The following is a 14,698-nucleotide window of genomic DNA, read 5'->3' on the forward strand; positions in this document are numbered from 1 at the left end:
CCTCCTTAAGAATATTTTTTGTAAAATTTTATAGCTTGTTTACAAGTTTTACAAGTAAATTTATGACCTTGTAATTCTATTTTTTGATGAATGCTATAAGGAACATCGTGAATTTTACCAGGACAATTACAGGTATAAAGATAAAATTGTGGATGCTCATTATCTTCATCTTCTGCTGCTTCAAAGCTAATATCGCCACCATCATCTGTAGACAAAGAAGAACTTCTCCATTTTTCAACTTTCATGTCTTCATATAGTATGTGTTCTAAAAGCCACTTTTTAGCCACTATATAAAGTTTTTCTTTAAGATCATTGGTTGATTTGATATCTTTGATTAAATTAATCATGGTTTGGATGATTTCTTTATGTATTTTTCGATGTTCTTCTAAATTTGGATAGCCTATTAGCTGCATGTATTTTTCTTCATCATTAAAGTGATCTTTCATATAATTAAAAAATTCAGCCAAAAGTTCTTTGACTTCATTTTTACTTACAGATCTATCTGATACAACTTCAACTTTTGCAGCAAGTTTAAAAAGCTTTTTATGCTGCTCATCAATTTTAGCATTGTGCACACTATAGCTGTTATCCCATTTTGGAAGCATTTTAACTCCTTAAGGAAAAATTTATTTGTATGAAAGGATTATAGATAAAAATAAATTAAATAAAAATGAAATTTTATTAAATAATTGATAAGAATTTTGATACAATGATATATATTTAAGAGATTTGAAGTTAGAAAGATTTAAATTATGGCTGCTAAAATTTTACTTTTAGAAGATGATTTGAGCTTGAGTGAGATCATTGAAGAGTTTTTAAACGATGAGGGATATGAAGTATTTTTATGCGATAATGCGCAAGAAGCTTTAGATATGGCTTATGAAAGATATTTTGATCTTTGGATTTTAGATGTAAAAGTTCCTTTAGGAGATGGATTTTCATTACTTAAAGAATTAAGAAAAAGCGGAAAGCAAACTCCAGCAATTTTCATGACTTCTTTAAACACAACAAACGATTTAAAACAAGGCTTTGACGCAGGTTGTGATGATTATATAAAAAAACCTTTTGAACTTGCCGAGTTATCTATCAGAGTTAAAGCTTTGCTTAAAAGAGCTTTTTCACATAAAAATGAAGATTTTGAAGATTTAGGAGATGGATTTAGATTTGAATTTACTACACAAATTCTTTACCATAATAATAAAGCCTTGACTTTACCGAGTAAAGAAATTAAGCTTTTGTCTTTATTGCTTAAAAATAAAAACAACTTTTTAAGTACAGAGAGAATTTTTGAAGAACTCTGGGATTATGATGAGGAGCCTAGTGAGCTAAGTTTAAGGGCTTATGTGAAAAATTTACGTAAAATTTTAGGAAAAGAAAAAATTATAAATCAAAGAGGCAGGGGATATTGCTATGGCTAAAAAAGTCATTAGGCAAATTTTATTAATCTACCTAACAACTACAGGTATTTTTTTAACTATTTTTTTTGCATTATGGTATCAAAAATTATATGAAGAATTAGTTGTTTTAAAGGGTGCCACTTTGAGAGAAAATCATAGAAACATTGTTATAAGCATCTTAAATTCTCGTTTTACCCCTATAGATATAAGTGCAAAAAATATTGCTCAAAGCACAGCACTAAAATTTGCTATATTTGATGCTAAAAAGATTGTTTTTAGTAATATAGATTTTGATTTAAGAAAGGCAAAGATAGAGCTTAAAGGTAGAGGTATTTGTGATAATAAGGTTTTTTTCCTTGCTCCTATGAGTGCAGATCATTATTTTTTAAGACATGCTAGCAATGAAGAAGTAAATACTAACGATGGTTTGCAAATTTTAATACAGGGTGAAGATGTTGGCAAAGATCTTTTTTGGATTAGAACGAAAGTTTTTAGTTTTGCTATTATGGCTTTTTGCATATTGGGTTTAATATCTTATATTTTAGTAAAAATTGCTCTAAAGCCTTTGGAGGATAAAATCAGCACACTAAATCGTTTTATTAAAGATTCAACTCATGAACTCAATACCCCATTAAGTGTTATTTTGATGAGTATAGAACAACTTGAGCATCAAAATTTAGGAGATAATACTAAATTTACAAGGATTAAGCTTGCTGCAAAAAGTTTATCTCAAGTGTACTCTGATCTTGTTTTTTATAATTTCCCTAATACCTTAGAAACAGAAAAACAAAAATTTGATTTAAGAATACTACTTGAAGAAAGATTGGAATATTTTAAAGTATTTTTTGAGCAAAAAAAAATTACACTAAAGCTTGATTTAAATCAAGCAAATATTTTTGCTCCTAAAAGTCAAATTTCTAAATTGATTGATAATCTTATAAGCAATGCTATTAAATACAATAAAAAAGGTGGAGTAATTTCTATAATTTTAAAAGCCAATTTTTTAAGTATTGCGGATACAGGTTGTGGAATTTCAAAGTCAAATTTAAATCATATTTTTGATAGATATACAAGATTTAATACCGATCAAGGAGGATTTGGTATAGGGCTTTCTTTGGTAAAAAAAGTTTGTGATGATAATGATATTAAGATTATTTGCGAATCTGTAGAAAATCAAGGGAGTGTTTTTAAATTAAATTGGTAATCAGCAAGGAAAATCCTTGCTGATAAGAGGTTAGAGCAGATATTACATCATTCCGCCCATGCCACCCATTCCTCCCATACCGCTCATATCTGGCATAGTAGGCTTATCTTCTTTAATTTCACTAATTGTTGCTTCTGTGGTTAAAAGCATACTAGCTACAGAAACTGCATTGAGTAAAGCTACTCTTTCTACTTTAACAGGATCGATAATTCCACTTTCAAGCATATTAACATATTCACCTTTTGCAGCATCAAATCCTGTGTTTTCATCTTTAGCATTTTCTACGCTATTTACAACCACACCTGCATCAAATCCTGCATTTTCAGCAATTTGTCTTAAAGGTGCTCTTAAAGCTCTTTCAACGATAGCTGCGCCAATTGCTTCATCACCCTGTAGATCAAGTTTGATTTTAGCTTTTGCTTTGATAAGCGCTGCACCACCACCGATTACTATACCTTCTTCAACTGCTGCTTTAGTAGCGCTTAAAGCATCATCAACACGATCTTTTTTCTCTTTCATTTCAGTTTCAGTTGCTGCACCTACTTTAATAACTGCAACACCACCACTTAATTTTGCAAGTCTTTCTTGTAATTTTTCTCTGTCATAATCTGAAGTTGTTTCAGCAATTTGTGCTTTGATTTGATTGACTCTTGCATCGATATTTGCTTTTTCGCCTGCACCATTTACTATGGTTGTATTGTCTTTATCGATGATTACACTAGAAGCTTGTCCAAGATCTTGTATAGTCGCACTTTCAAGAGTTCTTCCAAGTTCTTCAGAAATCACTTCTCCACCTGTTAAAATCGCTATATCTTCAAGCATAGCTTTTCTTCTATCGCCAAAACCTGGAGCTTTTACTGCTGAAATATTAAGAACACCGCGAAGTTTATTTACAACCAAAGTTGCAAGCGCTTCGCCTTCAATATCTTCAGCGATAATTAAAAGTGGTTTGCCTGTTTTTTGAATTTGTTCTAAAACCGGTAATAAATCTTTTAAATTTGCAATTTTTTTATCAAAAAGCAGGATATAAGGGCTTGAAAGCTCTACTGTCATTTTTTCTGCATTAGTGATAAAATAAGGGCTTAAATAACCTCTGTCAAATTGCATACCTTCAACTACATTTAATTCATCATTGATTGATTTTGCCTCTTCAACAGTGATAACACCATCTTTGCCCACTTTTTCCATGGCATCAGCGATTAAATTTCCGATTTTTTCATCAGAGTTGGCTGAGATTGTAGCAACTTGTGCAATTTCTTTTTTATCTTTTACTTCGCGAGAAAGTTTTTTAAGTTCTGCTACTATAGCTTCGCAAGCTTTATCCATACCGCGTTTTACCTCGATAGGATTTGCACCTGCTGTGATATTTCTTAAACCTTCTTTGAAAATTGCATGAGCTAAAACCGTTGCAGTAGTTGTTCCATCGCCTGCTTGATCAGCTGTTTTACTCGCTACTTCTCTTACGAGTGAAGCACCCATATTTTCAAGACTATCTTTAAGCTCTACTTCTTTAGCAACACTTACGCCATCTTTAGTAATGCTTGGAGCACCAAAGCTTTTTTGGATTAAAACATTGCGTCCTCTTGGCCCCATAGTTACTTTTACTGCGTCATTAAGTTTTTTAACGCCCTCGTAAAGTTTATTTCTTGCTTCATCTGAAAAAATAATTTCTTTTGCCATTTTTTATCCTTTTTTATAAATTATTTTAAAATTCCTAAGATATCATCTAAATTTAAAACTAAATATTCATTATTATCAAGTTTAATTTCTGTTCCACCGTATTTAGCAAACACGATTTTATCACCATTTGCAATATCAGTGATTTCTTTACTTACTGCTACTACTTCACCCATTAAAGGCTTTTCTTTAGCATTATCTGGTATAATTATGCCTGAGGCTGTTGTTTTAGTTTCTTCTACGCGTTTAACTAGAACACGCTTTCCTAAAGGTTGAAAATTCATTTTTGTCCATCCTTAAAAATATTGATTTTAGCACTCTTTAATTTAGAGTGATAATATCATACTATAAAAAATGAATTTTGTCAATACTTTAAATTAAAATATTTATAAAAGTTTAGTTTTATAGACTAAAGTTATTTTATAAAATAAACTAAAGGATAAAAATGAAAAAGATTTTTTATGGCATTGTAGCTTTTGTTGTTGTGCTTTTAATCGCTCTTTGTACCATACTTTTTACAAGTTTTGGTAATAATATAGTGGCAAATATAGCACAAAAAAAGATCAAAGAAAATGCGGGATTAGATGTAAATATCACGCGTTTTAATTTGCGTTTTTCAAGTCTTGAACTGCAAGCAAATATTGCAAATATGGCAGATTTCAATCTCAAGGGAGCTTTGAGTCCTTTTAAGCTTGGATTTGATCTTGACTATCTTATTTCTTTAAAGCAAAATTATGCTAAAAATTTAGGTTTAAATTTAAATCAAAACCTTTCTTTTGGCGGTAAAATTCAAGGCAAGGCAAGTGATTTTACTTTAGATGGAAGGGGTTACTTACTAGGTTCAAATGTATTTTTAAATGCGAGAATGTATAATTACAGCCCTATCGCTTTAAATTTAGATGCAAAAAATCTTAAGATAGAAGAAATACTTCATCTTTTATCTTATCCTAGTTATGCTAAAGGTTTTTTAAATGCTCAGGCAAAAATTTCAGCACAGAATTTAAAACCTGATGGAAATATTATCATAAAACTTGATACAAGCTATATAAACTACGAGGCGATAAAAAAAGATTTTTCTTTAGACTTGCCTTTAAATTCTAATCCTAAAGCAGAAATTTTAGCCAATGTTAAAGAAGATAAGATTTATGCTGTAAGTAAAATTTACAATGATTATCTTAACTTACAAACCCAAAAAACTCTTTATGATATGAGTAAGAATATTTTAAGTACTGATTTTAATTTAAATATTCCTTCTCTTGCAAAGCTTGAAAAACTTACAAAAACTAGATTAAATGGTAGTTTGGGCGTGATAGGCGAAACAAGTGTTGTAAATAATGCCTTATCAAGTTTAAATGCTCAAGTTATCGGACTTGGTGGAGAGGTAAAGGCAAGTTTGAAACATAATAAAATTTTTGCAGATATTAATGAAGCAAGTTTGGAAAAATTATTAGCTCTTGCAGGATATGGAGCCTTAGTTTCTGGAAATTTAAATGCTAAACTTTTAAATGCGGATTTGGATTTTTCTAATTTCGATCTTGAGGCAAAAATAAACAATGCAAAGATTAACACCAATGAGCTTAAAAAAATTGCTAAAATAGAACTTCCAAATACAATTTTTAGTCTTGATGCTAAAGCAAATGCAAAAAATAGTAATATTTCTTACAATGCTTTACTTGCTTCAAATTTACTTAATATCAAAAAACTTCAAGGAACTTATAATTTAAAAAATAGTGAGTTAAATACAGATTTAAATGCTTTTATTGATGATTTGTCTCAGTTTAGTGCTATAGCGGGACAAAAATTACAAGGTAAGGCAGATCTTAATGCAAAAGCTCATATTATAGGTACTCAAATACAAAATTTAAATGCAAATGCAAATTTGGCAGATGGCGTAATCAAAGCTGATTCAAATGGTAAAAAACTTGATTTGAACATTGATAAACTTGATTTATCTAAACTTTTTGTTATAGCAGGTATGCCAAATTATGCCAGTGGGGTTGTTAATGCAAAAGTTAATTTAGATAATATCGATTTTAACAACCTTAATGGTAAAGCAAATTTAGAGGCTAAAGGCATTTTAAATGCTGCAACTTTAAGTAAAATTTTAAATAAAAATTTTCCAAACAATACAAGTTATGATTTAAATACCAAAATTAATTTTAAAAACAATATCGCTCAATTTGATTCTGTTTTAAATTCATCTTTAGCTGATCTTACAAAACTACAAGGAAGTTTTGATATAAGCAAAATGCTTTTAAATTCGGATTTTAATTTAAAGATAAATGATTTTTCAAAACTAGGCTTTTTGTTAGATAGAAAACTTAAAGGTAAGGCAGAATTTAATGGAAAGGTAGGTTTTGATAAGAGTTTAAATTTTGTTGTAAATAGTCCAAATTTATTTGAAGGGAGGCTTCAAAGCACATTTAAAGATAACCTTTTGCTTGCTGATTTAAACGGAGTGGATTTAAGTAGTCTAGCTCAGGGTTTGGATTTTATGGATATTTATCAAGGTAAGGCGGACATGAAGGCAAATTACAATCTTTTAAGCGAAGAAGGCGAGGTTAATTTGGATATGAAAGAGGGTAAATTAAAACCAAATCTTATTACCAATGCTTTAAAAATTTTAACATTAAAAGATATTACAGATGATGTTTATCGTACTGCTAATGCTAAAGCTTTGATTAAAAAAGAAAATATCAAACTTGATCTTAATATGCAAGCAGATCGTTCTTATATTTTAGTACAATCAGGAGCTTTAAATTCTAAAAGTGGAGCTTTAAATTTGCCTTTTGATATTAAACTCGATAGAGCTAATTTTAAAGGAAGTATTACAGGAACTACAGAAAATCCTAAAGTAAATTTAAATGCAGGAAGTGTTTTAAATTCTATTAAAAATGTAGTAGGTGGCGGCGTGAGTGATGGTGCTAAAAATACAGGCAATAAAGTGGATAAAGCGGTAAATAAATTATTAAATAAGATTTTCTAAGGTAAAAAATGTTTAATGGACTCATAAGAGAAATTGCCAAAGTTCAATCTTATCAAAACAATACTTTAAGTTTAACAGCTAAGCATCGTCCAAATCTTGGCGATAGTATAGCTGTAAATGGAGCTTGTTTGAGTGTGACAAAACTTTATGAGGGAGGTTTTGAAGTGGAACTTTCTCGCGAAAGTCGCACTCATATAGCTATAGAGAATTTAAAAGATAAAGTTCATATAGAACCTGCTTTAAGATATGGCGATAGAATCGATGGACATCTTATGCAAGGGCATATTGATTTTATTGGTATACTTGAAAAGATTCAAAAGGATGAAAATGGAGTGGATTTTCATATAACTTTACCTAAAGAAGCTATGAAATTTATGGCAGAAAAAGGAAGTATAGCTGTTGATGGGGTAAGCCTTACTATCAATGAAATTTTAAAAAATGGTATTAGGCTTACTATTATTCCTATTACTTTTAAAGAAACGCTTTTTAAGGACTATCAAGTAGGTAGAAAAATAAATATAGAAAGCGATTTGCTTGCTCGTTATATTTATGCACAATTACAAGGTAAAAACAAAGGATTATCATGGGAAGAAGTGGAAAGAATTTCTTATCTTTATTAGAAAATGATAAAGTCGGTATTTTTTGTGCTTTTGATAAGGATTATAATGTTTTTAGGGCTAAAATTCATAATGAGAATTTATTTTCTCATTTAGGTTTTAAAGATATTGAAAAATGTGTTTTTATGGATCAAATTCACTCTCATAAAGTTATCATTTATGATGAAAATTTGAAAAATCTCAGTTGTGATGGACTTATAAGTAAAGAAAAAAATACTGCTCTTTGTGTCTTAAGTGCGGATTGTCTGCCTTTGATCTTATATCATGAAAGTGGCATTATAGCAGCTTTGCATTCAGGTAGAAAAGGAAGCTTTGAAAATATCCTAAAAGAATGCGTTGATCAAATTACTATGCAAAATTCACATTTAGATAAGAATAAATTTCATCTTTTTATTTTACCTGGAATTTGTGCTAAAAATTATGAAATAGATGGAGAAATTTTAGAATTTGCTAAAAAAGAATTTAAAGAATTTGTTCAAGATAATAAACTTGATTTAAAAGCCTTGGTAAAATTTCAAGCTCAAAATTTAGGCATTGAAAATATTAAAGATTGTGGAATTTGTAGTTTTGATGATGAGAGTTTTTTTTCTTATCGTCGCGATAAAACGCCTAAGCGTTTTGTGAGCGTGGTTTATTTAAAGGATTAAAATGTATGAAAGAAAAGATTTAAGAGTGTTAAAAATCATTCAAAAAGCTAGAGAATTTGGCGATGGGGATTTGTTAAATGAAGCTTTGGTGAAACAATTAATTGATGCAGATTTTTGTGAAATTAGTGAAAAAGAAAAAGAAGAGCTTGCAACTCTTCTAAATTCTTTAATCAATGCAAAAGATAAAGCGTTGTTGAGTAATTAAAATTCTATATAGTTTTCAAAATCTTCTTCTTTTGGGGGATTAGGTTGATTCGAGGCTAGGGCTTCTTTAACAACCTGCTCGTATCCAGCTATGATATGTTTAAAATTCTCTTTTGCTTTTCCACTAAGTTCTGATTTGGCGATTTTTACAACAGATGCAGGATTTATAGCTTTATTATTTAAATATACTCCAAAATGCAAATGAGGCCCTGTGCTCATACCTGTTGAACCAACATATGCAATTACTTGTCCTTGATTTACCTTTTGTCCGTTTTTAATTTTTGCAAAACGACTAAGATGAGCATATAAAGTCATATAACCTGAGTCATGCTTGATTTGAATTACATTTCCATAACCACCTTTTGTGCCTATAAAGGTTACTATTCCTTTGCCAGCACTTTTCACAGGAGTTCCAGTAGGTGCAGCATAGTCTATACCAAGATGGGCACGATAGCGTTTTAATATAGGATGATATCTTGCTGTTGTAAAAGGAGAAGAAATTCTAGTGTAATTCACAGGTTTTGTAAGTAAAAAAGATTCTAATTCTTTGCCATCACGATCATAGAATATATCATTATAAGAAAAGACTTCTCTAGCGCTTTTATTGATTTCTACCATTGCCATTTTTATATTTATATCACCCCAAAGTTTACCCATGCGTCTTTTTTGTTCATAATATAGGGTTACTTCATCACCTTTTTGGATATTGCGAAAATTTATACTTCCTCGAAAAGCACGAACCATAGCACGAGCTAAAGTACTGCTACCACTTTCTTCATAGACATCTTGATAAGCAGAGCTTTTAATGGTTAAATGTAAAATTCTATCTTCTTTTTGATAAGATACAGGAGTAAAAGCAAGAGTGTATTGTCTATCTTTATCTTTATAGATATGAATTTGTAAATCATCACTAATTGGAATTAAAACTTGTTCTATGTTGTTGTTTTCATCTTTTAAAACTTGATATTTTATTTTATAGGCTATATCAGAAGCAAGTTCTTGATCTTCTCTATCAAGTCCATAATAAAGCGACATAGGTATGGAATTTCTTTGTAAGAATTTAAGCAAGGTATCTCCATTATCCCAAGTTAGCTCTTCAACACTTAAAGCTGCAAAACTTTGAACAACAAAAATAAATAAAAGCAATAATTTTTTCATGAGATAACCTTAATTTTTAAAAGAATTTTGAAATTTGAAAGCTATATTTTACTTTATTTTTCTTACAATTGCTTAACAAAAAAGGATTATAATTCTATAAATTTTTATTTAAGGAGCAAATTTGTTTAAAACTATAGTGTGTTTTTTAGCTTTAAACCTTAGCCTCTTTGCGGTTGGATTTGATTTAAAACCTATAAAAAGTGAACTTGTAAAAGTTGATGATATTTATGGTTATATTAAAGATAGTGATGATATAAAACTTTATTCAAGTGGCGTAGTAGTGCAACATTTTAGCAATTCGCAAAGTATCATCGCTAGAGCAAGTGTTATAGATAAAAAAAATGGTTTGGCAAAATTAGAATTTAGTGTTTTTTCAGCTCTTAAGCAAGATGCTTTGCCTTTACCAAATGTTTTACCTAAAGTAGGTGATGAGGTTGTTTTAAATTTTCTTTATGATAGAGGATTGGTAATTGCTCCTGATGAACAAACTTATAATGAACTTGTTAGAGAATTTCCGCAGATATATTTTACCCATATTGATATTTTTGGAGCACAATTAATTAGAACGGCTACTCTTTCTCCTAAGCGTTCAGATCTTAGGCAATTTTGTGATGATAATGCGGTCGGCATTTTGGTTGTGGCTTTGGAAAATCATGCAGAAGTTGTGGATTGTCAAGATTTTAATAAGCTTTATGAAGTGCCTATAAGCAAGCCAACTAGCGTTCAGGTTCCTTTTTATTCTCGTATAGGTGGATATAAAAGTAATTTTTTTGATTTTAACTCTCAAGAAATAGGAAATTATTATAGGTATTATGATGCTTTGATTAATCTTCCTAAGGTGCAATAAACATGAAAAAAGAATTTGAACAATATTTTAAACGATTTTTAGGAGAAGAAAACGCTTATTTTGATGAAATTCACAAAAGAGCTTATAGCTATGATGCGACAAAAAAACATTATTTACCTGATGGGGTTCTTTTTCCAAGAAATGAAGAAGATATTGCTCAAATTTTAAAATTTTGCAATGAAAATAATATCATAGTCATACCTCGAGGCTCAGGATCTGGTTTTACAGGAGGAGCTTTAGCTGTTAATGGCGGGGTGGTGCTTGCTTTTGAAAAGCATATGAATAAAATTTTAGAAATTGATCTTGAAAATTTAGTGGCTGTTGTGCAACCTGGGGTTATTAATATACATTTACAAAAAGAAGTGGCTAAATATGGACTTTTTTACCCACCTGACCCTGCTAGCATGGAGTATTCAAGCTTAGGGGGTAATGTAAGCGAAAATGCTGGGGGAATGAGAGCTGCAAAATATGGCATTACAAAAGATTATGTGATGGCTTTAAGGGCTGTTTTGCCTAGCGGAGAAATCATTCGTGCAGGGAAACGCACTATTAAAGATGTAGCAGGTTATAATTTGGCAGGAATTTTAATCGCTAGTGAAGGTTCTTTGGCAGTTTTAAGTGAGCTTACTTTAAAATTAATACCTTTGCCTAAATTTAAAAAAACTGCTTTTGCTATTTTTCCAAGTGTAAAAAGTGCTATGAATGCGGTTTACAAAAGTCTTGCTAGCGGTGTAAGTCCTGTATCTATGGAATTTTTAGACAATCTTAGCATTAGAGCAGTTGAGAGCAAATTTAATAAAGGTTTGCCTATAGAAGCTGGAGCTATTTTGATTGCTGATGTGGATGGTAATGTTAAAGAGGCTATTGATGAGGATTTAAGAAATTTAGAATATTATTTTTTAGAAGCTGGCGCTAGCGAATTTAAAATAGCAAAAGATGAACAAGAAACCGCAGATATTTGGTTTGCTAGAAGAAATTGTTCTCAAAGCATTGCCATGTATGGAACTTTAAAACTTAATGAAGATATTACAGTTCCGCGTTCTAAACTACCTACTTTACTTGAAGGTATAGATGAGATTTCTAAAAAATATGGTTTTAAAATTCCTTGTTTTGGACATACAGGGGATGGAAATGTGCATACTAATGTTATGGTTCCTGATAAAAATGATAAAGAGCAGGTGAAAAAAGGCTATGAAGCTGTGGAAGAGATTTTTAAATTAACAGTGAAACTTGGAGGAACTTTAAGCGGAGAGCATGGTATCGGACTCTCTAAGGCACCTTTTATGAATTTAGCTTTTTCTGAAGCCGAAATGAATTTAATGAGAAATATTAAAAAAGCTTTTGATCCAAATAATATACTAAATCCTTTTAAAATGGGACTTTAGAAGGTGAAAAATTTTTTTACTATTTTACTAAATTTGCGTGATAAGGAAATTTTAAATTATGCAGCAGCGCTTAGTTTTTATACTGTATTATCTTTAATACCTATTTTATTTGTATGTTTTTCTGTTTTTACGCAAATTTCCAGTTTTAAAGCTTATTATGAAAAAGCAAAGCAAGTAATTTTTGCTTTTTTAATACCAACGCAACAAGATGTTGTTGCTACCTACATCGATACTTTTTTAAAAAATAGTGTAAATTTGGGTATTGTAGGTCTTATTGCTATGGCATTTACTTCTTTAGCTTTTTTTTCAGGCTATGATTTTGTAATCAATCGCATTACTAAAAATGAACCTAAAGGACTTTGGCAAAGTATTAGTTCTTATTGGACTCTTTTAACTCTTGTTCCTTTGGGGCTTGGGCTTAGTTTTTATATTTCAGGTTTTATCCAACAAACTTTAGATGATTATAAAATAGGGTTTAATTTTTTTGAAATTTTACCCTTTGTAATTATTTGGGGTTTATTTTTTATATCTTATTCAAGTTCTGTTCATAAGGGAACTCTTAAAAGTTTAGCTTTAGTATCTTTTGGAGCGGGTACTATTTGGTATATAGGAAAAAATTTATTTGTATATTACGTGGTATATAATAAAACATACGCTAGCGTTTATGGATCTTTTTCTACTATTTTATTCTTTTTTATTTGGATTTATATTTCTTGGATTATTTATCTTTTTGGGCTTAAACTCTATTATTTTCTAAATCACAATCATAATGAAGGGAATAAAATTCGCAAAAATACAAAGAAAAGCTAGATATTTAAATCGCACAGAGATTAAAGAAGCAATAAGATAACTTATAAAAATCCAAAATGGGATATGGATATTAGTTCCATAAATTTTAAATTTAAAAAATTCATCTAAGATAAAATTGAGCAAATCTCCATAGTTTATAAGATGCAAAAATAATACTAAAGGATAAAATATTACAAAAATTCCACTCAAAATAATACCTAAAATTTGTTGGTAGCTTATAAGTGGAAAAAAATAAAGCACAGGTAAAACCATAGCAAAAAAAGTCCAAATATTAAGCAAAATAATATTTATAAGATTATTAAATTTATTTGCAAAATGATGCATATATAAAAAAATATAAAAAACACCTAAAATAGAAAATAAAAATCCAATACTAAATAAAAGTCTAGGGTAAAGAGAAATGCACAATAAAATACTACAAAAAAGCGTAACGAAATTAATGATTTTTATATTTTTACACAATAGATAAAAAATCCAAAAAGCCATAATCAAGGAGCGCACAAAAGAAGGGACAAATCCTATTAAACAAGCATAAGCTAAAAGTAGTGCAAAAATTAAAATACTTAAATCTAAACGTAAATTTCTATAAGGAAAATATCTTTTTTGGAAAAAACTATAGATTGGAGCTAAAATAAAGAAAATTAAACTAAAAAGTAAGCCTATGTGATAACCGCTAATTGCTATAAGGTGTGCTATACCGTAGTAATTTACATCGTTTCTAAGCTCTAAAGATATGGGCAGTGCAAAAAATAAAGCACCATAAAATTCTTTAATCTTTTCATTTGTATGTTGATTTAAGAAGTAAGATATAATGGGATTGTATTCTTTTTCTTTTAATTTTTCAAAATCATAAGAAGGTGCGTAAAAACTTTTACTCAGATAGTCTTTAAAGTTAATATTATGGGTGATAATTCTAAGGCTTAAAAATTGATTCTTGCTTAAATTTAAATCCTTAAAACTTGTAGTATAAAAAGTGAAGTTTTCAGTTTGTAACTTTAAAACCCAGTATTTTTTATTTTTTTTATTATATTTTATATATTGGTGCGTTAATAGAGCGTTGTCTATAAGGTAATGTTTTTGGTTTTTAAAGTTTAAAAAATTATTATATTCTAAAAGGATATTAAAAATAAAAATAACAACAACAGAGAAAAATAAATAATGAAATTCTTTAAAAGAGTAAGAAAAAGAATTCCATAGAGACATTATTTTTTAGAAAATTTACTTAAATAAAGCCAAATTATTCCGGCTAAAAATAATAAAAATAAAGGAGCAGCATAAGGATATAAACTCAGTTTATCAAAAATTGCTTCAATAACATACCCAAAAGTATAAGCAGTAAAACCTAGAACAATAGCCCATGCCAAACTAGCTAGAGTATTGATAATAAAAAATTTAATAAAATTATATTTTGCCATACCTGCAGCTATGGGAATGAAAGTTTTTAAACCATAAATAAATTTTTGAGTTACAAGTAAAATAATTCCATGTTGTTTTGTTTTTATCATAGCAAGGGCTATCTTGCGTCGGTGTTTTTTAAAATAAGGCATAATGTCTTTTTTATAATATTTTCCAAGTATAAAAAGCAAAGTTGAACCTATGGTATTAGCAATAAAAGCAAGAGCAATGCAAAAACTAAGATCCATTTTTCCTTGAGAACTTAAAACTCCTGCAGCTAAAATTCCAACCATCCCGCCCCCTAAAGAGTAAAAGAATAAAACAATATAACCATATTTTATTAAAGTATCAATCATATCTTGCATAATAAA

The 14,698-nt window shown here is 29.5% G+C and carries 15 protein-coding genes; 9 read left to right on the forward strand and 6 right to left on the reverse strand.

What is annotated here, in order from left to right; genetic code table 11:
• Positions 1 to 5: 5 nt before the first annotated feature.
• Positions 6 to 605, reverse strand: coding sequence for a bacteriohemerythrin (locus AJ882_RS08895; RefSeq protein WP_002855731.1), 600 nt, complete (start codon positions 603 to 605; stop codon positions 6 to 8).
• Between the two features lie 147 nt (positions 606 to 752).
• Between AJ882_RS08895 and dccR the strand changes: the two genes are divergently transcribed.
• Positions 753 to 1,418: a two-component system response regulator DccR gene (dccR, locus tag AJ882_RS08900; RefSeq protein ID WP_002853205.1), complete on the forward strand. Its 666-nt coding sequence runs from the start codon at positions 753 to 755 to the stop codon at positions 1,416 to 1,418.
• Positions 1,411 to 2,601 (forward strand): two-component system sensor histidine kinase DccS, encoded by a 1,191-nt coding sequence (gene dccS / locus AJ882_RS08905; RefSeq protein ID WP_002855957.1) that lies wholly within the window; start codon positions 1,411 to 1,413, stop codon positions 2,599 to 2,601. Before dccR ends, dccS begins: the two co-directional genes overlap by 8 nt.
• Positions 2,602 to 2,643: 42 nt before the next feature.
• Here dccS and groL read toward each other — a convergent pair whose 3' ends face one another.
• Positions 2,644 to 4,281 carry a chaperonin GroEL gene (groL, locus tag AJ882_RS08910; RefSeq protein WP_002860445.1) on the reverse strand — a complete coding sequence of 546 codons (1,638 nt, stop codon included), beginning with the start codon at positions 4,279 to 4,281 and terminating at the stop codon, positions 2,644 to 2,646.
• Positions 4,282 to 4,301: 20 nt separating this feature from the next.
• Positions 4,302 to 4,562, reverse strand: coding sequence for a co-chaperone GroES (gene groES, locus AJ882_RS08915; protein WP_002825273.1), 261 nt, complete (start codon positions 4,560 to 4,562; stop codon positions 4,302 to 4,304).
• Between the two features lie 161 nt (positions 4,563 to 4,723).
• Here groES and AJ882_RS08920 point away from each other — a divergent pair, with 161 nt between their 5' ends.
• From AJ882_RS08920 to AJ882_RS08935, 4 genes are read left to right on the forward strand one after another with little or no spacing between them, the layout of a single operon-like run.
• Positions 4,724 to 7,264 (forward strand): hypothetical protein, encoded by a 2,541-nt coding sequence (locus AJ882_RS08920; protein ID WP_011049904.1) that lies wholly within the window; start codon positions 4,724 to 4,726, stop codon positions 7,262 to 7,264.
• An 8-nt stretch (positions 7,265 to 7,272) separates the two neighbouring features.
• Complete coding sequence (locus AJ882_RS08925) at positions 7,273 to 7,884, forward strand: riboflavin synthase (RefSeq protein ID WP_002859289.1); 612 nt, start codon at positions 7,273 to 7,275, stop codon at positions 7,882 to 7,884.
• Positions 7,848 to 8,528, forward strand: coding sequence for a polyphenol oxidase family protein (locus AJ882_RS08930; protein WP_002859288.1), 681 nt, complete (start codon positions 7,848 to 7,850; stop codon positions 8,526 to 8,528). Before AJ882_RS08925 ends, AJ882_RS08930 begins: the two co-directional genes overlap by 37 nt.
• Position 8,529: 1 nt before the next feature.
• Positions 8,530 to 8,733 carry a hypothetical protein gene (locus tag AJ882_RS08935; RefSeq protein ID WP_002859287.1) on the forward strand — a complete coding sequence of 68 codons (204 nt, stop codon included), beginning with the start codon at positions 8,530 to 8,532 and terminating at the stop codon, positions 8,731 to 8,733.
• Here the strand turns inward: AJ882_RS08935 and AJ882_RS08940 are convergent.
• Positions 8,730 to 9,890: a M23 family metallopeptidase gene (locus AJ882_RS08940; protein WP_002884404.1), complete on the reverse strand. Its 1,161-nt coding sequence runs from the start codon at positions 9,888 to 9,890 to the stop codon at positions 8,730 to 8,732. The two genes, AJ882_RS08935 and AJ882_RS08940, sit on opposite strands and share 4 nt — an antisense overlap.
• A gap of 121 nt (positions 9,891 to 10,011) precedes the next feature.
• Here AJ882_RS08940 and AJ882_RS08945 point away from each other — a divergent pair, with 121 nt between their 5' ends.
• Genes AJ882_RS08945 through AJ882_RS08955 form a run of 3 tightly spaced genes read left to right on the forward strand, consistent with a single transcriptional unit; the run spans position 10,012 to position 12,932 of the window.
• A complete protein-coding gene (locus AJ882_RS08945; protein WP_002884409.1) occupies positions 10,012 to 10,737 on the forward strand; it encodes a plasminogen-binding N-terminal domain-containing protein in 726 nt (241 codons plus the stop codon).
• 2 nt (positions 10,738 to 10,739) lie between these two features.
• A complete protein-coding gene (locus AJ882_RS08950) occupies positions 10,740 to 12,122 on the forward strand; it encodes an FAD-linked oxidase C-terminal domain-containing protein (RefSeq protein ID WP_002855885.1) in 1,383 nt (460 codons plus the stop codon).
• 3 nt (positions 12,123 to 12,125) lie between these two features.
• On the forward strand, positions 12,126 to 12,932 hold the full coding sequence (locus AJ882_RS08955) for a YihY/virulence factor BrkB family protein (RefSeq protein ID WP_002852725.1): 807 nt from the start codon (positions 12,126 to 12,128) through the stop codon (positions 12,930 to 12,932).
• On the opposite strand, the gene AJ882_RS08960 is transcribed toward AJ882_RS08955, so the two are convergent.
• Positions 12,876 to 14,135 (reverse strand): ComEC/Rec2 family competence protein, encoded by a 1,260-nt coding sequence (locus AJ882_RS08960; protein ID WP_002867371.1) that lies wholly within the window; start codon positions 14,133 to 14,135, stop codon positions 12,876 to 12,878. The genes AJ882_RS08955 and AJ882_RS08960 overlap by 57 nt on opposite strands.
• Positions 14,135 to 14,692: a DedA family protein gene (locus AJ882_RS08965; RefSeq protein ID WP_002856055.1), complete on the reverse strand. Its 558-nt coding sequence runs from the start codon at positions 14,690 to 14,692 to the stop codon at positions 14,135 to 14,137. The genes AJ882_RS08960 and AJ882_RS08965 overlap by 1 nt, the downstream gene beginning before the upstream one ends.
• Positions 14,693 to 14,698 lie beyond the last annotated feature (6 nt).

It is taken from the genome of Campylobacter sp. BCW_6461, from assembly GCF_001762735.1.
GTDB classification, from domain to species: Bacteria; Campylobacterota; Campylobacteria; order Campylobacterales; family Campylobacteraceae; genus Campylobacter_D; species Campylobacter_D jejuni.

What these genes read in the sequence shown, in the direction of transcription:
- AJ882_RS08895 (WP_002855731.1), bottom strand. Translation starts at nt 605, where the DNA reads ATGCTTCCAAAATGGGATAACAGCTATAGTGTGCACAATGCTAAAATT.
- AJ882_RS08920 (WP_011049904.1), top strand. Translation starts at nt 4,724, where the DNA reads ATGAAAAAGATTTTTTATGGCATTGTAGCTTTTGTTGTTGTGCTTTTA.
- AJ882_RS08940 (WP_002884404.1), bottom strand. Translation starts at nt 9,890, where the DNA reads ATGAAAAAATTATTGCTTTTATTTATTTTTGTTGTTCAAAGTTTTGCA.
- AJ882_RS08960 (WP_002867371.1), bottom strand. Translation starts at nt 14,135, where the DNA reads ATGTCTCTATGGAATTCTTTTTCTTACTCTTTTAAAGAATTTCATTAT.
- dccS (WP_002855957.1), top strand. Translation starts at nt 1,411, where the DNA reads ATGGCTAAAAAAGTCATTAGGCAAATTTTATTAATCTACCTAACAACT.
- AJ882_RS08925 (WP_002859289.1), top strand. Translation starts at nt 7,273, where the DNA reads ATGTTTAATGGACTCATAAGAGAAATTGCCAAAGTTCAATCTTATCAA.
- AJ882_RS08965 (WP_002856055.1), bottom strand. Translation starts at nt 14,692, where the DNA reads ATGCAAGATATGATTGATACTTTAATAAAATATGGTTATATTGTTTTA.
- groL (WP_002860445.1), bottom strand. Translation starts at nt 4,281, where the DNA reads ATGGCAAAAGAAATTATTTTTTCAGATGAAGCAAGAAATAAACTTTAC.
- AJ882_RS08935 (WP_002859287.1), top strand. Translation starts at nt 8,530, where the DNA reads ATGTATGAAAGAAAAGATTTAAGAGTGTTAAAAATCATTCAAAAAGCT.
- AJ882_RS08930 (WP_002859288.1), top strand. Translation starts at nt 7,848, where the DNA reads ATGGGAAGAAGTGGAAAGAATTTCTTATCTTTATTAGAAAATGATAAA.
- groES (WP_002825273.1), bottom strand. Translation starts at nt 4,562, where the DNA reads ATGAATTTTCAACCTTTAGGAAAGCGTGTTCTAGTTAAACGCGTAGAA.
- AJ882_RS08950 (WP_002855885.1), top strand. Translation starts at nt 10,740, where the DNA reads ATGAAAAAAGAATTTGAACAATATTTTAAACGATTTTTAGGAGAAGAA.
- dccR (WP_002853205.1), top strand. Translation starts at nt 753, where the DNA reads ATGGCTGCTAAAATTTTACTTTTAGAAGATGATTTGAGCTTGAGTGAG.